The 18772-nt window shown below is 68.4% G+C and carries 22 protein-coding genes; 8 read left to right on the top strand and 14 right to left on the bottom strand.

Features of this window, described 5'->3' with window-relative positions; translation table 11 throughout:
* Nucleotides 1–147 precede the first annotated feature (147 nt).
* Entirely contained in the window at nucleotides 148–1140 is a 993-nt protein-coding gene (locus ACIBHX_RS49975; protein ID WP_397075804.1) for an NAD-dependent epimerase/dehydratase family protein, read from the top strand.
* 47 nt (nucleotides 1141–1187) lie between these two features.
* Here the strand turns inward: ACIBHX_RS49975 and ACIBHX_RS49970 are convergent, their stop codons facing one another.
* Both ACIBHX_RS49970 and ACIBHX_RS49965 read right to left on the bottom strand, forming a co-directional pair.
* Nucleotides 1188–1838, bottom strand: a complete 651-nt coding sequence (locus ACIBHX_RS49970; RefSeq protein WP_397075802.1) for a response regulator — start codon at nucleotides 1836–1838, stop codon at nucleotides 1188–1190.
* On the bottom strand, nucleotides 1819–2490 hold the full coding sequence (locus ACIBHX_RS49965) for a sensor histidine kinase (RefSeq protein WP_397075800.1): 672 nt from the start codon (nucleotides 2488–2490) through the stop codon (nucleotides 1819–1821). Before ACIBHX_RS49965 ends, ACIBHX_RS49970 begins: the two co-directional genes overlap by 20 nt.
* Before the next feature lie 252 nt (nucleotides 2491–2742).
* On the opposite strand from ACIBHX_RS49965, the gene ACIBHX_RS49960 reads away from it, so the two are divergent.
* Nucleotides 2743–4296 (top strand): Rieske 2Fe-2S domain-containing protein, encoded by a 1554-nt coding sequence (locus ACIBHX_RS49960; protein WP_397075798.1) that lies wholly within the window; start codon nucleotides 2743–2745, stop codon nucleotides 4294–4296.
* A gap of 125 nt (nucleotides 4297–4421) precedes the next feature.
* On the opposite strand, the gene ACIBHX_RS49955 is transcribed toward ACIBHX_RS49960, so the two are convergent.
* The 7 genes from ACIBHX_RS49955 to ACIBHX_RS49925 form a co-directional block, all read right to left on the bottom strand.
* Nucleotides 4422–6809 (bottom strand): PKD domain-containing protein, encoded by a 2388-nt coding sequence (locus tag ACIBHX_RS49955; protein ID WP_397075797.1) that lies wholly within the window; start codon nucleotides 6807–6809, stop codon nucleotides 4422–4424.
* A gap of 94 nt (nucleotides 6810–6903) precedes the next feature.
* Nucleotides 6904–7254: a hypothetical protein gene (locus tag ACIBHX_RS49950; RefSeq protein WP_397075795.1), complete on the bottom strand. Its 351-nt coding sequence runs from the start codon at nucleotides 7252–7254 to the stop codon at nucleotides 6904–6906.
* A 49-nt stretch (nucleotides 7255–7303) separates the two neighbouring features.
* Nucleotides 7304–7915, bottom strand: coding sequence for a GntR family transcriptional regulator (locus ACIBHX_RS49945; protein ID WP_397075793.1), 612 nt, complete (start codon nucleotides 7913–7915; stop codon nucleotides 7304–7306).
* Nucleotides 7909–8796 carry a DMT family transporter gene (locus tag ACIBHX_RS49940; protein WP_397075791.1) on the bottom strand — a complete coding sequence of 296 codons (888 nt, stop codon included), beginning with the start codon at nucleotides 8794–8796 and terminating at the stop codon, nucleotides 7909–7911. Before ACIBHX_RS49940 ends, ACIBHX_RS49945 begins: the two co-directional genes overlap by 7 nt.
* An 18-nt stretch (nucleotides 8797–8814) precedes the next feature.
* Entirely contained in the window at nucleotides 8815–9192 is a 378-nt protein-coding gene (locus ACIBHX_RS49935) for a hypothetical protein (protein WP_397075789.1), read from the bottom strand.
* Nucleotide 9193: 1 nt separating this feature from the next.
* Nucleotides 9194–9643: a GNAT family N-acetyltransferase gene (locus ACIBHX_RS49930; RefSeq protein WP_397075787.1), complete on the bottom strand. Its 450-nt coding sequence runs from the start codon at nucleotides 9641–9643 to the stop codon at nucleotides 9194–9196.
* Nucleotides 9640–9990, bottom strand: a complete 351-nt coding sequence (locus ACIBHX_RS49925; RefSeq protein ID WP_397075785.1) for an MmcQ/YjbR family DNA-binding protein — start codon at nucleotides 9988–9990, stop codon at nucleotides 9640–9642. The genes ACIBHX_RS49930 and ACIBHX_RS49925 overlap by 4 nt, the downstream gene beginning before the upstream one ends.
* A gap of 38 nt (nucleotides 9991–10028) precedes the next feature.
* On the opposite strand from ACIBHX_RS49925, the gene ACIBHX_RS49920 reads away from it, so the two are divergent.
* Nucleotides 10029–10652, top strand: coding sequence for a TetR/AcrR family transcriptional regulator (locus tag ACIBHX_RS49920; protein ID WP_397075784.1), 624 nt, complete (start codon nucleotides 10029–10031; stop codon nucleotides 10650–10652).
* 5 nt (nucleotides 10653–10657) lie between these two features.
* Nucleotides 10658–11029 carry a hypothetical protein gene (locus tag ACIBHX_RS49915; protein WP_397075782.1) on the top strand — a complete coding sequence of 124 codons (372 nt, stop codon included), beginning with the start codon at nucleotides 10658–10660 and terminating at the stop codon, nucleotides 11027–11029.
* Nucleotides 11030–11070: 41 nt separating this feature from the next.
* Here ACIBHX_RS49915 and ACIBHX_RS49910 read toward each other — a convergent pair whose 3' ends face one another.
* Nucleotides 11071–11211: a hypothetical protein gene (locus ACIBHX_RS49910; protein WP_397075780.1), complete on the bottom strand. Its 141-nt coding sequence runs from the start codon at nucleotides 11209–11211 to the stop codon at nucleotides 11071–11073.
* A 117-nt stretch (nucleotides 11212–11328) separates the two neighbouring features.
* Here ACIBHX_RS49910 and ACIBHX_RS49905 point away from each other — a divergent pair, with 117 nt between their 5' ends.
* On the top strand, nucleotides 11329–11829 hold the full coding sequence (locus ACIBHX_RS49905) for a GNAT family N-acetyltransferase (protein ID WP_397075778.1): 501 nt from the start codon (nucleotides 11329–11331) through the stop codon (nucleotides 11827–11829).
* Nucleotides 11830–12232: 403 nt separating this feature from the next.
* Nucleotides 12233–12493, top strand: coding sequence for a hypothetical protein (locus ACIBHX_RS49900; protein WP_397075776.1), 261 nt, complete (start codon nucleotides 12233–12235; stop codon nucleotides 12491–12493).
* Between the two features lie 303 nt (nucleotides 12494–12796).
* Here the strand turns inward: ACIBHX_RS49900 and ACIBHX_RS49895 are convergent, their stop codons facing one another.
* The 3 genes from ACIBHX_RS49895 to ACIBHX_RS49885 form a co-directional block, all read right to left on the bottom strand.
* Nucleotides 12797–13894, bottom strand: coding sequence for a helix-turn-helix domain-containing protein (locus tag ACIBHX_RS49895; protein WP_397075775.1), 1098 nt, complete (start codon nucleotides 13892–13894; stop codon nucleotides 12797–12799).
* A gap of 474 nt (nucleotides 13895–14368) precedes the next feature.
* Entirely contained in the window at nucleotides 14369–14572 is a 204-nt protein-coding gene (locus ACIBHX_RS49890; RefSeq protein WP_397075773.1) for a hypothetical protein, read from the bottom strand.
* Nucleotides 14573–14602: 30 nt separating this feature from the next.
* Nucleotides 14603–15334: a L,D-transpeptidase gene (locus ACIBHX_RS49885; protein WP_397075771.1), complete on the bottom strand. Its 732-nt coding sequence runs from the start codon at nucleotides 15332–15334 to the stop codon at nucleotides 14603–14605.
* 90 nt (nucleotides 15335–15424) lie between these two features.
* Here ACIBHX_RS49885 and ACIBHX_RS49880 point away from each other — a divergent pair, with 90 nt between their 5' ends.
* Together ACIBHX_RS49880 and ACIBHX_RS49875 are read left to right on the top strand one after the other, a co-directional pair.
* Entirely contained in the window at nucleotides 15425–16111 is a 687-nt protein-coding gene (locus tag ACIBHX_RS49880; protein WP_397075769.1) for a response regulator, read from the top strand.
* Nucleotides 16108–17883 carry a sensor histidine kinase gene (locus tag ACIBHX_RS49875; RefSeq protein WP_397075767.1) on the top strand — a complete coding sequence of 592 codons (1776 nt, stop codon included), beginning with the start codon at nucleotides 16108–16110 and terminating at the stop codon, nucleotides 17881–17883. Before ACIBHX_RS49880 ends, ACIBHX_RS49875 begins: the two co-directional genes overlap by 4 nt.
* A 115-nt stretch (nucleotides 17884–17998) precedes the next feature.
* Here the strand turns inward: ACIBHX_RS49875 and ACIBHX_RS49870 are convergent, their stop codons facing one another.
* Complete coding sequence (locus ACIBHX_RS49870; RefSeq protein WP_397075765.1) at nucleotides 17999–18547, bottom strand: GNAT family N-acetyltransferase; 549 nt, start codon at nucleotides 18545–18547, stop codon at nucleotides 17999–18001.
* Nucleotides 18548–18772: the final 225 nt, after the last annotated feature.

Here is an 18772-nt window from a genome sequence, read left to right as displayed (position 1 = left end):
CAACCGCACACGGGGGTTGCATGGGTGCATACCCGGCGCACCCCCCGGTGATGTGATCGCACCCCTACCGCATGTCTCGATCGCGAGGTTTCTTTTGGAACGCGACCAAAAGGGAGCTGGGGGATCGAGGATGTGGGGTGGGCGCGCTTGAATATCTTGATAACCGGCGCCGCGGGGTATCTAGGGACGGTCGTCGCGACACAGCTGCTCAGCGAGGGTCACACCGTCCGTGGGCTGGACAATCTGCGGTTCGGCGGCGGGGGTTTCCTCGCGCTGTACCCGAACAGCAGGTTCGAGCCCGCCATCGGTGACGTGCGATCCGAGGACGACGTCAAGGCCGCCATGCAGGGCGTCGACGCCGTGGTGCACCTGGCCGCCATCGTCGGCGACCCGGCCTGCGCCGAGGAGCCAGAAGTCGCGACCGAGGTCAACCTGGACTCCACGCTGCTGGTCTTCAGGGCGGCACAGCGCGCCAAGGTCGGCCGCTTCGTCTTCATGTCCACCTGCAGCGTGTACGGCAAGCAGCCGGGCGACTTCGTGGCCACCGAGGAATCGTCGATGAACCCGCAGTCGCTGTACGCGGTGACGAAGATCGATGCGGAGAAGGAGCTGGTGCGCGAGGCGCGCATGGGCGGCAGCACGGCGGTGACCGTGCTGCGCCTGTCGACGCTGTTCGGGCTCTCCCCGCGGATGCGCTTCGACCTGGTGGTCAACAAGTTCACGCTGCTGGGCCAGACCAGCGGCAAGCTGACCGTCTACGGGCCTGAGTCCTGGCGGCCCTACCTGCACGTGGCCGACGCGGCCGGGGCGATCTCCTCGGTGCTGTCGGCGCCCAGGAACGCGGTCGCGCACCAGGTGTTCAACGTCGGGTCGGAGAACCACCAGACCAAGGACATCGCGAGTTTCGTGCGCGGCTACTACAACGGGGTCGACGTGGAGACGCTGGCCGGTGGGCCCGATCCGCGCGACTACCGCGTCAGCTTCGACCGGTTGCGGGCCGCGACCGGGTTCGAGCCGTCAAGGACGGTGCTGGGGGGAATTCACGAGATGGCCATGGCGCTGGGCTCCGGCCTGCTGCACCGCGGGCCGTACGTGAACAACGGGTTCAACACGATGGTGCTGCAGCCCGCCTTCGTGTGACAGTCGTGCTGATCGCCGAGGGCGCCCTCGGCGATCAGCGCCCGTCGCTAGCGCACCAGCCATTCGCCGGTGTCGACGCTGACCAGGCCGTGCCTGGCCGCCACGATGACCGCCTCGCGCTGGGAGTGGACGCCCAGCTTGGTCAGCACGCTCTGCACGTGGCTGCGTGCCGTGCTCCGGGCCACGCCGAGCTCCTTGGCCAGCGAGACGATGTTCGCGCCCTTCACCAGCGAGCAGAGCACCTCCCGCTCGCGGCTGGTCAGGAACGAGGCCAGGCGCTGCGCGCTCGACTGCGAGGCGGTGGCTCGTTCCGCCACGAACGCCCGCGGCGTCACCCTCCTGCCGGCGATCACCTCGCGCAGCACGTCGAGCAGGTCGACCACCTGATGTCCCTTGTGCGCGATGCCGTGCACGCCGCTGGCCAGCACGGCCTCCACCGTGGCGCCGTCGGTGAAGCCCGACAGCACCACGAACTTGGTCGACGGCGCCGACGCGCACAGGCCGGGCAGCTTCTCCAGCGCGGACCCATCGGGAAAGGTGAGGTCCATCAGGCAGATGTCGATCTCGCCGTCGTCGAGGAACCTCGCCGCCTCCTCGACGCTCGCGGCGACGGCCGCGACCTGCCAGCCGGCCCGCTCGATCAGCAGAGCGAGCGAGTCGGCGAAAACCTTGTGGTCATCACAGATGAGAAACCTCATCGGCCTCGGGCTCCCATTCGGTGCTGTACCCCGGAGCCGCCGCCGCGGGTAGCTGGATACGCACGCACGCGCCGCCGAGCTCTGCTTGGCTGAGCTCCATGCTTCCGCCGTACTCGACGACGAAGTCATGGATGATGCCGAACCCGAGAGAGGCCAGTCCGCCCTTGACCCTGGCACCGAATCCAGGCCCGTCGTCGTCGATCTCTACAACGGTCCAACCCGACTCGACCAGCACCCGGGCGGTCACCCGTCCCGAGGGGCCGGCGGCCCGGCAGGCGTTGTCGAGCATGTTGCGCACCGCCCGCCACAGGGCGAGCCGGTCGACGTGCGCGTAGGCGGTCTGCCCTGAACTGGCCACCGCGGTGGCCGTCGACAGCCGCATCGCGTCGGCGATCTCCGCCACCAGCAGGTCGACCCGGACGAGCTCGGTCAGCAGCCGGTCCTGCGGCGCCTCGATGAACCCGTCGTCGTCCAGCTGCTGCAGGAGCATGCCCAGCCAGCGGGTCTCCCCTACCAGCTGCTGGACCCTGGTCCTGCTCTCCTTGCCGACGTCGTCCGCGGTGGCGATGGCCGAGGCCAGCATCATGACGGTCGCTATCTCGTGCTGAATGTCGTGACGTAAGCGGCGCCTGGTCAGCGCGCCATCGTTCACCCCTGTGCGTGTGGCGACCACGTCACGGGGGAGCCCACCCCTGCCTGGCATCTATTCCCTCATCCCCACCGATGGTCAGACTTACGAATCTTCGCATATGGAAGTCTCCGTGCGAAGGATGAAAAATACCGCTACAGCACCATCGTTCCCAGGTTCACCGGTGTTTCTGCTGGATAACCGTCTGATGACGTAGAGGCGCCTGCGTCTTCCTGCCGATGCGGGTCAATCGGGGCGGCCCCAGGATGTGGAGCCATGGCACGCGTAAAATTCCTGGGGCATGCCGGGCTGTCGGTCGAGAGCAGCGCGTTCACGCTGGTCTTCGACCCGTGGATGAGCCCGTCGGGGGCGTATCTGGGATCGTGGTTCCAGTACCCGCGTAATGACCACATCGACGTACGGCCGCTTACCGCGGCGCAGTATGTGGCGGTCTCCCACGAGCATCTGGACCATATGGACAGCTGGTTTCTCGAGCAGCTGAGCGATGAAACTACCGTCCTTATTCCGAAATATCCCTCGCCCGCATTCGGTGACAGGCTCTTGGACATCGGCGTCAGGAAAATCGTCGAATTGGAGCCCTGGGAGCCGTATCCCCTCGCGGACGACGGTTCGTGGATCACCTGCATCCCCGAGCTGTCGCCGATGTGCCACGACTCGGGCTTCCTGCTGGTCGCCGCGGGGCGCTCGGTCCTCAACTGCAACGACGCCCGCCTGACCGCCTCGCAGGCCCGCCGCGCCAAGCATCTGGCCGGCGGCCGGCTCGACTTCATGGGGGTGCAGGCGGCCGCGGCCACCTGGCACCCGATGCGCTACTCCTACCCGGTGGAGGAGCAGCGGCAGATCGCCATGGACAAGCGCATCTCCAAGCTGCGCGCCGTGCACCGGCTGGTGCGCGCCACGGCGCCGGAGCTGGCCGTGCCGTTCGCGGGACCGCCCTGCTTCCTCGATCCGGAGCTGCTCGAGCTGAACTGGGTGCTGGATCCTGAATTCGGCGCCTTCGTCGATCCCGAGACGGCCCGCGAGTGGCTGGCCGAGCACCTTCCCGCGCAGCGGTGGGAGACCTTCCGCCCCGGCGACGTGCTCGACCTGGAGACGGGCGAGGTCGAGCGCGACCCGGTGTCGGCGGCCTTCAGCTTCACCGAGGGCCGCGAGGAGTACCTGCGGCGCTACGCCGAGGACCGGGCGGCCGTCATCAACGAGACCATGGACGCGCACCCCTCGCCCGACAGGGACTTCCCCGAGCGCTTCGTCGAGCACTTCGTCCGGCTCGGCTCGCTCAGCTCCTACTTCCTCGAGCAGATCGACATGACGGTCCGCTTCGAGATCACCGGCGCCAACGGCGGCGTCTGGGACGTCAGGATGAACGCCGACGGCCTGGCGATCGGCCCGCCGCTGGCCGAGCGCCCCGGATACACCGTCTCCGTGCCGGGGCGGTGGGTGGAGCCGATCCTGTCGGGCGACATCGCCTGGGAGGACCTGCTGCTGTCGATGCGCTTCCAGCTGCACCGCGACCCCGACGTCTACAACGACTACCTGGTCGGCCTGCTCAAGCACGCCAACGCCCCGGCGCTGCAGGCGATCGAGGAGTACGAGACGGGCCGCGACGAGGCCGAGCGCATCACGGTGACCGACGGCGGGCGCACCTTCGAGATCGGCCGCTACTGCCCGCACGCCGGCGAGGACCTGTCGGTGGGCGCGATCATCGAGGACGGCCGCGTCTACTGCCTGGGCCACAACTTCACCTTCGACCTGTCCACCGGCGCATGCCTGAACGCCAGGTCGCAGCCCCTCTCGACGAGGGAGATCTAGCTCTTTACGGCAGGCCGTTCCACCGCCGGTCACCGCACTTCGGCCGGGCCCCGTCCAGGGAGACGCTCCTGCGGTGATGCACATGCACCACCGTTACGACGTCCCCTGGACGGGGCTCCGGTTTTCTAGCGGACCGCGTTGGCCGTGCTTCCCGCGGCCAACGTCGCGTTGCGCAGCAGCGACACGTCGTCGGCCTGGAAGCACTGGCCCGGTGGGTTGGACGAGGTGTAGAGCAGGAAGTCCACCGTCGAGCCCGGGCTCGTCACCGTGTACGGCACGCTGATCTTCTGCCAGGCGGTCCCGAGCGTCAGCGTCGCCGAGGCCGACCCCACGTTGGTGGACCCGACGTACTCGGTCAGCTTCAGCTTGATCGTCTGGCCGGCCGTACTCGCCCTGACCCAGGCGCCGGCCGTCAGCGTCCCTGACTGGGTGGTGAGCGCCCAGTTCGGCGAGTCGTTCAGCGTGCAGCTGATCGCGCCGGACGTCGCGTTCTGCAGCTCGCCGGCGAAGCTCCCGCTGTGGCCGCCAGAGACGCGGGACAGCGTGGCCGAGCCGGTCGGGATGGCCTTCCAGCCGGTGGTGTCGGTCTCGAAGCCCGGGTTCCCGACGAGTTCGGTGCCCCCGCCGCCGGGGGAGACCGTGACTCCCTTGGAGGTGCTGCCCGTCGCGCCCCCGGTGTCGGCGACCGTGACCGTGACGGTGAACGAGCCCGCGCTGCCGTACACATGGCTTGCCGTCGCCCCGGCCTGCGGGCCGACGATCGTGCCGTCGCCGAAGTCGAAACGGTAGGTGGAGATCGGGCTGTCGCCCGGGGTGGATCCCGAGGCGTCCGCGGTGACGTTCAGCGGAGCCGTACCCGAGGAGGGCGTGAGCGTCAGGCTCGGGCTCGGGGGGGTGTGCGAGGGCAGCGCCGAGGCGGACCTGGAGGCGACGCCCGCGTGGCCCGCCGTGTCGGTGACCGTCACCGTGACCATGAACGTGCCCGGGTTGGCGAAGGTGTGCGCGGCGGACGGGCTCGCCTGGGGTCCGACCACGGTGCCGTCGCCGAAGTCGAAGCGGTAGGTGGAGATCGGATTGTCGCCCGGGGTGGATGCCGAGGCGTCCGCGGTGACGTTCAGCGGAGCCGTACCCGAGGAGGGTGTCAGGCTCAGCACGGCGGTCGGCGGGGCGGGCGGCGGCGGTCCCACCTGGCGTTCGTAGGCGCCGCGGTCGTCGTAGGCGCGGGGGCCCGCACCGGTGTCGGCCACGCTCGGGTCGTCGATGCGCGGATGGCCGAGCACGTCGATCGTCTGCTGGCCGGACACGCCGGAGTTGGCCGAGTCGATGGCCGGGGAGCCTGCCAGCAGCTGCAGGTCCCAGGTGCCGGGCGAGGCGAAGGCCGGGTCGGCGTAGATGCCGCGGTTCTCCTGCCCGGTGGCCGACTGCAGGCTCGACAGGGTGTTGTAGGTGTTTCCCGCCCAGACGTACATCTTGCCGGACTTGGTGAGCCAGACCTGGTTGTGGTTGGCCACACTGCCGTTGGGGGCGGAGTCCCACACGCCGATGTTCCCCGCCCGCCTGCTGCACGAGATGCCCTTGTAGGCCGGGTAGACGGCGTTGTCGAAGGCGATGTTGTTGGCGATCGTGTAGTTGCCCGACGAGCCCTCCACGTTGATGCCCGTCGTGCAGTTGCGGTAGATCGTGTTGCCGATGATCCGGCCGCCGGTGACGTTGAGGTCGTCGATGCCGTGGTCGCCGTTGTTGTAGGAGACGTTGCCGGCGGCCAGGTTGTTGTCGCCGCCGGTGTAGAACTGGATGCCCGAGTCCTCGTTCTCGTACGTGACGTTGTCGATGACCGAGTTGCTCGGCCCGATGACGTCGATGCCGTTGGCGTTGCGCTGGTAGCCGTTGGCGTTCAGCGTCGCCTTGTTGTCGCGTACGGTCACCCTCGTCGTGCCGGCGGCCAGGAAGAAGCCGTGGTCGCTGTTGTCGTTGGAGACGTTCTGGGCGACCAGCGAGTCGGTGGTGCCCGCGAGCTTGATGCCCGCCGCGATCTTGCCCGAGGAGCGCTGGCCCGCATTGGTCACCGTGTTACGGGTGATCGTGATGTTGCTGCCGCCGGAGACACTGATCCCGTTGCCGGTCGTGCCGGTGATCGTGAATCCGTTGATCACGACATAGCTCTGCGAGCTGATCTGGAAACCGGCACCCGAACTCGTCACCGTCGGCGTCGCTCCGGGCGCCGCGGTGATGGTGATCGGAGCCCCGGACGTGCCCGAGTGCGTGACGTTGACCTGCCCGCTGTAGCTACCGCCCGCCACCTGTAACGTCTGGCCCGCCAGGACGACCTTGGCGCCCTGGATGATCGAGCAGAACGGCTGTGCCCACGTGCCCGGCCCCTGGTCGGAGCAGGCGTTGTTGTTCCTGTCCACGTAGAGCGTGGTGGCCGCGTCCGCCGACACCGGAGTGGTGAGGGCGGCGACAAGAGTCGAGGTGGCGGCCAGAATGATCAGTCTTGCGCCGATCGGGAGCATCGCTCCCCCTATCCCCACAAAAGTGCCTTGCTTGAATCGGGAAATTATTCACAAGCAAGGGGAGGACGACATCCTCAATCGGCACGAGAAATGTCTAGTCATACTCCAGGTCGGGCAGCGCTGTGGGCGGGTCGGGGCTGCGCCAGACGACCACCACGGCGTCGTGCGCCGACTCGGCGGCCAGATGCAGCCGGTCGAGGTCGAAGTCGGGCAGGTAGCGCAGCCGGGCGAGGAAGGTGGCGTCGGTCGCCGAGCTCGGCACCACGCAGCCTTCGCCGTCACGGTCGAGCAGGATGTAGAGGACGTCTGCCCCGGACTCGGTCACCACGCGGACTTCGACGACGTCCTCCCACGCCAGAGCTTCGACGCTCCCGTCGGCGTAGTGACGGGTCACGCCTTCTTCTGTGACGTATACGTAGGAGTCCGGCATCGGGTTGCCGTGCATGGGCGCGATTCTTGCGAGGAAACGGCCTGTCCCGCAAGAGCCTGCGGCGTTACCGGCCCCAGGAGTGGCTCAGGTGATCCCTGACCATGGCCCTGGCGGCCTCCAGCGGGCGCTCCGCGATCGCGTCGAGCAGCTCGCGGTGCTCCCTGACCAGCACGTCCCTGTCGGTATAGACCTCGCGCAGCCCGACCAGCCCCAGCCGGGTCTCTGCGGCCAGCACGCCGTACAGGCGCTCGAGCCGCGGGCTGCCGACCGCCTCGATCAGCGCCTCGTGCAAGGTCATGTGCTCGGCCACGGCCGCCGACCACGGCGCGTCGGACGGCAGCGCCGCCATCCGCGCGAGCGCCTCGTCCGCGCCGGCCACCCGGCTACCGTTGACCGCCTCGACCATCAGGTCCTCCAGCGGCCTGCGCACGTACATCAGATCGTCCAGGTCCGAGACCGTCACCACGGGGACGTGGGCGCTGCGGTTGCGCTCTCTGCGGAGGAGCCCCTCGTGCACCAGCACGGCCAGCGCCTCCCGCACGGTCGGCCGCGCCACCCCGTACTCGGCCGCGACCTCCTGCTCGGGCAGCGAGCGGCCCGCCTCGATCTCCCCCGACAGGATCCGCTGCCGCAGCGCGTCCGCCAGCGCTCCCACGGCGGACACGGTCTTCAGCACTGAGCATCCCCATCCTGTACGGCGAGCCGCATCGGCTCGCGCTTGCCCGGCCATTCTGACACCGACACGGCCACCAGGCTCCCGGCGAGGAGGACCAATCCGGCGATCGAGACCGGGGGCAGCCGCTCTCCGAGCACCACCACGCCGAGCAGGGCCGCGACGGCGGGCTCGGCCAGGGCCAGCGTGGCGGCAGTGGCCACCGGGGTGGTGCGCAGGCCCCTGCCGTACAGCAGGTAGGCCAGCGCGGTGCAGGCCAGGCCGAGGTAGACGGCGGCGAGCAGGGCGCGCGGCTCGGCCAGCCATGAGACGCCGCGCCAGAGCAGGATCGGCAGCATGATGACCGCGGCGCCGCCGAACAGGACGCCCATCACGGCGTTGGAGCCGGCGCCCTGGTCGATCGCGTGCGCGGCGGTGACCGCGTAGAAGGCGTAGAGCAGGCCGCCGAGCAGCGCCAGCAGCACGCCGGTGACCATCTGGCCGCCCGCCTGCGCGCCGCCTCCCACGATCAGGGCCGCGCAACCGGCGATGGCCGCCGCGGTGGCCACGGCCCAGCGGGTCCCTGGCCGCCTGCCGTACAGCAGCCAGGAGAGCAGGCCGGTGAAGACGGGGCCGCTGCCGATGGCCACCACGCTGCCGATCGCGACGCCCGTGCGGCCGATCGCGGCGAAGAAGCACAGCTGATAGGCGGCGACCGCGACCGCGGCGAGCAGCAGGCGCGGCGTGACCGTCTTCCTGTCCGCCAGCAGGGCCAGCGCCGCGCCGCCGATGACCAGGCGGGCGGCGGCCAGCGCCACCGAGTCGGCCGAGACGAGCAGTCCGGCGGTGCCCGCGGTGCCCCAGAGCACGGCGGCGCCGAGCACGGCGAAGGGTCCGTTCTTCATACCAACATTGTCTGACAATCAGACAATGTCGTCCAATAATCCGTCCAGCATGCGGACCGCGGGGCGGGTGAGCTGGTCGGCGTAGTCGTCGAGCACGGCCAGGCCGTCGTCGACGTCAGGGGTGTGCTTGCGCGGTAACGCGAGGAGAACCTCGTCCTCCGCGGTGATGGCGCCGTCGATGGCGAAGCCGTGGGCGTCAGCGGTGACCGTGAGCGCGATCTGGACCTCGCGGCCGTCGGGCAGCGTGAAGACGGTGCCCATCCGGGTGCCCGCGGGCGGGACGAAGTAGGAGAAGGCGGCGCTACGGGCGAAGGGATGGTGGAGATCGGCGAGGAGGTGCGCCACCCGGGTCAGGGTCGCCAGCAGACCGGCCGCGGCCCGGCTGTCGCTGTCCACCTCACGAGCGTAGATCAGCCCCAGGGTCGGTGGCGAGCCGCGCGTGCCGCTCGACGTCGTCATCCACACCCTCCGGGCGGAATCCCGCCTTCAGTGCGACCGTGCACGAAGCGTGATTGTCGGTGCGATGCCCGAGCTCCAGCCGGAGCAGCCCACGCTCCTCGAACGCCCACCGCGCCAGCGCGTTGACCGCCGCGGGCGCCACCCCCTGACCCCTGACCTCGGGCGCGGTCCAGTAGGAGACCTCGATGCCCGTCAGCGCCACGTTGCCGGCGACCAGCCCGTCCAGCACCACGGCGAAAGCCTCACCCACGCCCTCCCACGAGGCGATCCACCCCTGGGCGTCCTTGAGCGTCACGATCGGCCACGGCGTCTGCCGCGCCATGTCGGCCGCCTGGAAGGCGCGCAGCACCGCCGGCGCGTCGCCCGCGCGCCAGGCGCGCAGCGTCACAGCTGGAGTTTCTCCTCGAAGGCGGCCACCATGTCCCTGGGCGCGGTCAGACACCACGCCTCCGCCACCAGCTCGAACAACTCATCTCGATCAATCTTATCGAGATGCACCACAACCCACCCAAAACGCCCAGCGGTGAACTGGACCTCGAACACGTCCGGCCGCTCGGCGACCAGCGCCAGCTGCTCCTCGATGGTGCTCTTCAGGCCGACGGTCCTGGTCTCCTCCCACAGGTAGCCGAAGCCCCTGTCACGCACCTTCAGCGCCTGCCAGCTGCCGCCATCGGACACCTTGTGTTCGGGCAGCTGCTCCAGCACCTGCAGAAACTCGTCGACGCTCACACCCATGGCCCCTTGTGTACCAAATCTCGGCGACACTTTGGGGTGTGGGCGACACTCGTTCCAAGCTGCTCGACGCGGCGCTGGAGACTTTGAAAGCACAGGGCATCGCGGGCGTCTCCGCCCGGACCATCGCCGCCGCGGCCGGCGTGAACCAGGCGCTGGTGTTCTACCACTTCGGCAGCGTCCACCAGCTGCTGGCCGACGCCTGCCTGCACGGCTCCGAGCAGCGGGTGGCCGCCTACCGGGAACGCTTCGCCGCCGTCACCTCGCTGCGCGAACTGCTCGCGCTGGGGCGGGCCGTCCACGAGGAGGAACGGGCGGCGGGCAACGTCGCCGCGCTCGCCCAACTGCTCGCCGGCAGCCAGACCGACCCCGAGCTCGCGCCCGCCACAGCCGCCGGGCTCGGGCTCTGGGTGGCCGAGCTGGAAGCCACGCTCGCCCGGGTACTGGCGGGCACGCCGCTGGCCGAGTTCGCCGACGTGGCCGGGCTGGCCAGGGCCACCGCGGCCGCGTTCGTGGGTCTGGAGCTGTACGAGGGGGTCGATCCTTCGGCCACCACGCGGGCGCTCGACTCCCTGGAGCAACTGGCCGTCCTGGTGGCGGTGCTGGACGACATGGGGCCCCTGGTCCGGCGCGCCGTACGGAAGAAGATCACGCGCCTAGAATGACCCACGTGCCGAAAGTGGTCAGTGCCGCCAGGTTCATCGTCACACTGCAGGTCGCCTTCGCGATCGTCGGCCTGCTCATCTCCGGCAGCCTGATGCTCGCCGGCGGCATCGACTGGATTCCGGCACTGATCCTGAGCGGCGGCATCGCCATGACGGTCGCGCTGGGGCTGGTCATGGGCCGCTTCGACACCCGGCGACGGCCCATCCGCTGGTCCATGATCGCTTTGCAGGTCGTCGCGGCGGTGGCCTACCTGGGGCCGATGATCGCGGATTCAAGCGTGCGGATCCTGCGCCTGCTGTCGCCCAACGCGCTGTTTCCCGCGGCGGTCATCGTGCTGCTACTGCTGCCCGCCGCGGGAAGGTGGTTCGACCGCTAGACCACCCGCTTGAGATCCATCTGCATGTTCTGGTGCCACGTCTACCCGCCGTCGAAGGTGAACTCCCCGACCTCGTGCCATGTGGACGCCGTGAACGTCAGCGTGTACCTCAGCGTGACGCCGGGCGTCTCCAGCCCCCAGACGAACAGGTTCTGCCCCACCGTGGGCGCCGTCTCGCTCACGTAGCCCTGCGAGAACGCCTCCCAGAGCTCGACCTGTGCCGCATTCGCGAGCTTTCGCAGGGCCGGCCCGGGCGGGGATGTGGAAGGAGCTGTGACGTCGCCCGATAGGGTCGCGGCATGGACTGGGTACGGCTCCGGCTCGACGTGAACGCCTTCGACGAAGCGGAGTTCGTGCCCTACCTCCAACGCGCCCTGGAGTCGGGCATCTGGTTCACCCCGATGACCGACACCCCGGAAAACCGGCGCGCCCTCTACGAGCTCAACAAGACGTGCTCGGCCGACATCCCCGAGCGCGGCGAGTTCTACAGCTACGAGACTTACGTGGCCGAACGTATCGAGGTCCCCTCCTTCACCCCGGAAGGCATCATCCTGGCCCTCGACGGCGACACCTGGATCGGCATGTCCGCCACATCGCTCCACCCCGAGGCCCGTGCCCTCAGCGAGATGACCGGCATCCTGCGCGACTACCGCGGCCGAGGCCTGTCCCTGGCGCTCAAGCTCCTGGCGATCCGCTTCGTGCGCGACCAGGGGTACCGCTGGCTCGACACCTTCCACCATCCCCGCAACGATTCGGCGATCGCGATGAACCGCCGCCTCGGCTTCACCGACATCCTGTGATCCACAACCCTTCACAGGTATAAAAAACACAGCATTCCGAAAACCTAAAGAATGCCACTTTCACCACCGTTTGCCATCACACCGGGAGTCCCTTGGCAATTCCTGGGTACAGGCCTCCCACCCTGGCCTCCACGCCCCCTCCAGAGGGGCAACTTTGCAGGTCAACACCATGCCCCCCCTCACCACCGAAGCCGCATTTGTCGGGCTTTATGGCTCGTGTTCGAAATATATAGCGAAATGTCGGATATGAGGCTTTGCTCCCCAGGGGGAGACCATCCAAGCCGCCGCCGGTTAGCCTCGATTACGTTCAACCGCGCCCTATTCGCGTGTCCAGATGGCCGGGATTAGGCGCGTTCCATCTGCCCAGATATCCTCTGGGCCTTCTATCAGGGAGTGATCTCTGATGCTCAAGCGCCTCATCATCGGCGCCGCGCTCGCGGCTTCCACGTTCACGCTGACCGGGGCCGTCACGACCTCACCGGCAAGCGCATCCACGACTCCAAGCTGCTCGGTCCCGGCCAAGCACACGGGTCACTCGATGCGCAAATGCAAGTGGATGTGGGACTCGCACCACCACTGGTGTAAGTGGTGCTGGAGGCACGGCCACTGGGAGATGCAGTGGTGCAAGATGACGCACCACGGCATGACGCACCACGGCATGTAACACGCACCTCCTGCGCCCCACGAGGCTCCACCTCGCGGGGCGCACCCCTCGCTACCCTCCCCTACACCAGATCCGCGATCCGCAGGAGCCGCGCCACATAAACCCGGCCCCGCCCCCTCCGCAGCCGTGGAAGCAGAGCCCGCAGCGCCCTGGCGACCTCCTCCACAACCCGAAGCTGATCGGCGTCCAAGGAGCCCCCGTTGCCTGCCCCCGTAGAAGGCCCCCGGAAGGCCCACGGATCGCGAGCAAAGTGATTCAAGCACATCGCGTCGAATATCAAGAGGGGGTTCGGCTGAACTTCGCTCACAGCTCGAAATCCGCATCATCACGTATCGGCAAGTCGGCCGCCACGATCTGACCCCGCATGAGCTCGACAGCACGAGACGCCGTTATGAGCGACTTCTTGAAGGACTCCACCACCGCATGCGCATAGCTCGGAGGCACGCGAACCGCTTCCAGATCCGGTTGTGGCGCCCATCCGACCGCTTCCATCAACTCTGCGCGTGTCGGGTTCCTTCGGCGCATATCTTTCGCGACGTTCCTGCCGATGACTTCGGCCTCGACAGCTTGCCGCACGGTCAACGACCAGGAGGTTCTGAAACGCGCAGCGAGGACCACCAAGTCCTCCCGCCTCACTGCCTCGCCCGTGCGGGCGACATTGCGGCATGCTTCCACCGGAAGAAGAAGTTGCGCGGCAAAGGCATCGATGATCGCTTCTCTGTCATCACGAGAAGCATGGACTCCCATGTCGGTGGAGTACTCGTCGCCGACGATCAGGTGCCCCAGCTCATGAGCCGCAGTTGCGCGGCGGCGGCCAGGATCGCCATGCCTACTGATCACCGCCACGGCAAGATCGCCGTCGGTCAATGACGCGCCTTCACCTGGCGCCTCAACCACCGCGACCAACTGCCCCAGCCGTTCACACACCCTCATGAGCGAATCGATGGGCTCGAACTCGAGGCCAAGCTGCTCTCTCACCCAAAGGGCCGCGCGGCGTGCACTCGGCATGTCCTGAACAGCCTCCGGATAACGCGCAATCTCAGGAGGCGAGAACGTTCCCGCCTCTATGAGCTGCCTGACGTCGGTCAGCCATGTGGAGAGGGCGATTTCCAACCGGTAGGACTGTCGTGCCGCATCCGTCACCGTATCCTCGGTCAGTTCTGCGCGGCGGGACACGACCAGAGGCGGCGGATTGAGGAAGTAACTCAGGGAAACCTGCAGCACCGACGACAGTTTGGCGAGTTCGAGCGCGTCAACACGGCGAACGCCTCGCTCGATCTTCGCGATCATCGTTCGGTCGAGCTTCAGGGCCGACGCCAGCTCCTCCTGCGACATGTCGGCTGCCATACGGCACTCGCGTACGCGCTCGCCAATGTCTGCCCACTCCCCAGGCTCCTTCATAGTGCGATAATCGCACACGCACAGGCACCGGTGGGAGGTCCGGGAGCTGAATCCCGGCAATCGTTACCCCAAAAAACGTGCATCCGCCTACGCCACTTATGCCCCGAGTCGTCTGGCTACGCCCTGGAAGCTGATCGGCAGGGTTCGGGTTTCCCCGGCCGATGGGCGAGGTGAAAGTCAGTCGCGAAGGCAATGAACCGCCGATACGAGCCGTCCAAGCCATACATCCCGATCGTCCGCCGATGCCCCCTGGGACTCCCAGTGCGGCTGCAAGGCCACTGCTCAGACCTCGCCGGATGTCAGGCCCACCGGGCATGCGACGTACCGCCGGGCGTGTATCGAGGTGACGCGCGGGGGTCCTGCTCCTGCCCGCGATGGCCTGGTCGCTGACGCGACCGCGGGCAGGAGAGGACCGTCATGAGGGTGCCGGGATGCGTCGCCGCAGACCCCGGGAACTGCGGCGACGCTCCGTGATCAGCCGGTGTAGGCCGGCTTGACGACGACGGGCTCCTTCGGGCCCGGCGTCGGGTTGACCGTGGGCCGGCGGTCGGCCGGCGCCACGGAGGGCGAGGCGGACGGCTGCTTGGGCTCGGCCGCAGCCGTACCCGAAAGGCCTGCGAGGCCCGCGGCCAGAGCCAGCGCCGCGCCGAAGCCGATGAGCGTGGCTTTGATCTTCATATGGATTCCCCTGTTCATTCGAGTCGGGCCTCAGCCCTTGACGACGACCGGAGTACCGATCGCCAGGTTCTTCGCCATCCAGGTGATGTCGTCGTTGCTGATCCGGACGCAGCCGTGGCTGGCCCGCGTGCCGATGGCGGACGGCTTGTTCGTCCCGTGGATCGCCAGCTGGCCCGGGCCGCCGGCGAAGCTCTTCAGCACGGGCGAGAAGCCGCTCAGCCCGAAGGCGTAGGCGCCGTAGGCCCCACCGTCATCGGCGGGCTTCACCAGCTCGGTGAAGAAGTAGCGACCTGGAGGCGTCGGCGTCCCCGCTTCGCCCGTCGCGACCTTGCCCGTCCTGACGGCCCGGTCGCCGTCGTAGACCGTGAATCTGAACGCCCCGCGATCGATCTCCACCCGGTAGGAGGTCTCCGCGAGCGTCACGTCGGTGGCCTTGATCCAGCCCTTGCTGCCGTTCGGCCGGATCGGCAGCAGCACCTGGAGCCACTCACCCTCGTCACGTTCCACCAGGAAGACCCGCGTCGCGCCGTAGCCGTTGGGGCTCGTGATCGTCCGCTGGGCCACCCCCTCCTTGTTCCGGTAGACCGTGATCCGAGACCCCTTGACGCTCGCGATCTTCGATCCGGCGCTGCTCGCCGGCTCCGACTGCGCGCCACTGCTCGCAGGCTCATGCCGTACGGCACTGTGCGCGCCGGCCGCACAGCCGGTCAGCAGGAAGGCGAGTGCCGCCGCGGCAGCCGTACGGAGCAGGTTGGTTCTCACCCGCCGCAGCCTGGCGACAGAATGTGTGAAACCTGTTTGGTTGTCATGCGGATCCCATATGCACCCCTGGCATGCACATAGCCTCTGGCCATGTGCGCGTACGTACTGGTCGCGGAGGACGATCCCAAGCAGGCCGAACTGCTCAGGCGGTATCTGGAGCGGGAGGGCCATGAGGTCCTCGTCGTGCATGACGGGCGTTCCGCGATCGACGAGGCGCGGCGGGCGGATCCCGGCCTCGTGGTGCTCGACGTGATGATGCCGAGGGTCGACGGGCTGGACGTCTGCCGGGTGCTGCGTGCCGAGTCCGACCTGCCGATCCTGATGCTGACCGCCAGGTCCACCGAGGATGACCTGCTGCTGGGGCTCGACCTCGGCGCTGACGACTACGTGGCCAAGCCGTACAGCCCCCGCGAGCTGATGGCCCGCGTGCGGACGCTGCTGCGCCGAACCGGCAAGTCCCAGGACGCCGATCGGCGGCTGTTCCAGGCGGGCGATCTCGTCGTGGACCCGGTCAGGCACACCGTCACCGCGGCGGACACGCTGGTGGAGTGCACGCTCGCGGAGTTCCGGATCATCGAGACGCTGGCTGCCGAGCCGGAGCGGGTGTTCACCAGGAAGCAGTTGCTGGAGCGCATCCACGGCTTCGACAGGTTCATCACCGAACGTACGGTCGACGTGCACGTGATGAACCTGCGCAAGAAGATCGAGCCTGATCCGCGCCGCCCGGTCCGGCTGTTGACCGTGTACGGCGTCGGCTACAAACTGACCCACGCATGAGGTCGCTGTTCGTCAGGTTGCTCACGAGTTCGGCTGTCGTGGCGGTCTGCTCGATCACCGCGACGGCGTGGCTGGCCGCCAGCAGCACCTCCGGCGCCATCCAGCGCGAGCAGGGTCAGACGCTGGCCAGCGACGCCCAGATCAACAACAGCCTGCTCGGCTACGCCTCCCGCCATCCGGACTGGTCGGGCGTCACCGCCACCGTGCGCGATCTCGCCGCCCGCAACAGCCGTCGCATCGCGCTGACCACCGAGAAGGGCACCCTCATCGCCGACTCGGCGACCGCCGGGACCCCGCTGCCCGCCAGGGTGTCGGCCGTCGTCGACCCGCTGGCCGTGGACGTGACCCTGGTACCCGGGGCGGCCAGGGACCGGATCGATCCGCGTGCGGTGGGTCCTTTCCTGCTGTCCGCCCCCGATCGCGCCCGGCTGGTCAGGGCCGCCACCGCCTATGCCGCCTGCGCCGGCCGTACCGGGCAGGCCGTACAGATGACCGTCTCGAACACTGGCCGGCCCGTCGTGACGACGACCAGCAAGCAAGCCGTCCAGGAGCCGCGCCCGATGCCGAGCACGGCCCCCATGGTGATGGGCGCCTGCGACGCCACCACCTTCAGCACGCCGACGCGCGCCGAGAAGGCCGCGTTGAAACAGCTCAACCGCCTGGTCAGCAGGTGCCTCAAGGGCAAGAGCGCGGAACGGGGCTCGGTCGGCCTCGACTTCGCCTGGGTCTCCAGGGAGAAGCGGCCGCAAGGCGCGGAGCCCGATCAGACGATCTCGTCCTGCATCGTCACCGCCCGCAAGGAACAACTCGATCCCTACGTCGCCCCCTCGGCCTACCTGTACATCGGTTCCCCCGCCGAGGCCACCGGCCAGCGCATCCCGCTCCCCTCGATCGCCGGCGCCGCCCTCCTTGTTCTCGTGCTGACCGTGGGTGTGAGCGTCATGGCGGCCCGGCGCCTGGTCAGGCCTGTCAACGCGCTCACCCACGCCGCGCGGCGGATGCGTGACGGGGACAGCTCCGCCCGCGTCACGGTCAGGACGACCGGCGAGATCAGCGAGCTCGCCACGGCGTTCAACGAGATGTCGGAACACCTCCAGCGCATGGAGGAGCAGCGCAAGGCCATGGTCAGCGACGTCTCCCACGAGTTGCGGACCCCGCTGAGCAACCTCAGGGGGTGGCTGGAGGCAGCCCAGGACGGCGTCGCCGAACTGGACCCGGCGCTGATCGCCTCGCTGGTCGAGGAGATCCTGCTGTTGCAGCACATCGTCGACGACCTTCAGGAGCTCGCCCTCGCCGACGCGGGCAAGCTCCGTCTGCACGTCGAACCCGTTCACCTCGGCGACCTTCTCGACCAGGTGGCCACCGCTCACCGAGGCCGGGCCGAAGCCGCAGGGCTCACGCTGACCACCGCGATCACCGATGACCCCTCGCTGAGCGCAGATCCGGTACGGCTTCGCCAGGCCATCGGCAACCTGGTCACCAACTCCCTGCGCTACACGCCACGCGGCGGGCACATCACGCTGGGCGCCCGCCAGGACGGCGACCACGTCGTCATCGAGGTGACCGACACGGGGGTCGGGATCCGCGCCGAGTACCTCCCCCACGTCTTCGACAGGTTCTGGCGGGCCGAGAAGTCCCGCAACCGCCGGACCGGGGGCAGCGGGCTCGGGCTCGCCATCGTGCGCAACCTGGCCGAGGCGCACGGCGGCACAGCCACGGTCACCAGCGTGCCAGGCGTCCGCACGACGTTCACCCTGCGCCTTCCGTCGTAGCGAGGCCTGAGAAGCCCTTGATCCCAGGATCTGACTACCGGCGCAGGTCTACGCCTCGCCGGACGTCACGCCAACCGGGCATGCGACCCCGTCGCGGGGGTCTACCCAGACGAGCTCAACCGGACGGCGTGACCGAGGACCACACGCCGAACCACTGCTCGGCGTCGTACTCCTCGAACCGCTCCACCTCGGTGAACCCCAGCTTCGCCGCGAGGCGCATCGAGCGGTCGTTGGCGGTCTGGGTGCTGAGCACCACCGGCTCGCTGGGAAGCGCGTCGGCGACCCAGTCGAGTGCCGCCGCGCACGCCTCGGCGGCGTACCCGTATCCCCACGCCTCCGGCAGGAACAGGTAGCCGAGCTCGACCTCACCGCCATCCGGACGGACGTGACCCGGACGCTCGGCGTCGCGCTGGTCGATCTCGATGATGCCGATCATCGCCCCATCGAGATCGACCACGAAAAGGCCGGGGCGCCGCCTGGGCACGGCAGGCAACGCGCGCTCGAACTCATCACGCGGTCGAGGGCCACCGAGGTAGGTGCCCACCTCGGACGAGGTGAACAGCTCGATGAGCGCCGCACGGTCCCGGGCCTCGGGCTCACGAAGCACGAGCCGCTCGGTCCTGATCGGGGCGGGCGGCCAGGCGACGGGTCCGAGCTCAGCCATGCCGTCCAACCTAGTCAGCAGTCTCGGCAGCGATCAAGCCTCGCGGACCGGGGCCCCATCGTGACCAAGCCGTCCGGATTCATGATGTGAAGATCCGATCCATGGCCGTCGCGTCATCCTGGATGACGGGCCAAGGCCAGGTAGTTAAGGTTTCTGGGCTGCTGGCAAGAGCGATGCGGAGATTGACTCGGCGGTGTAGATGCCTGGCCCGATCTTGCGGATGAG

It is taken from the genome of Nonomuraea sp. NPDC050536 (assembly GCF_044457685.1).
GTDB lineage: Bacteria > Actinomycetota > Actinomycetes > Streptosporangiales > Streptosporangiaceae > Nonomuraea.
This window is presented reverse-complemented; position numbering and strand designations above follow the sequence as displayed.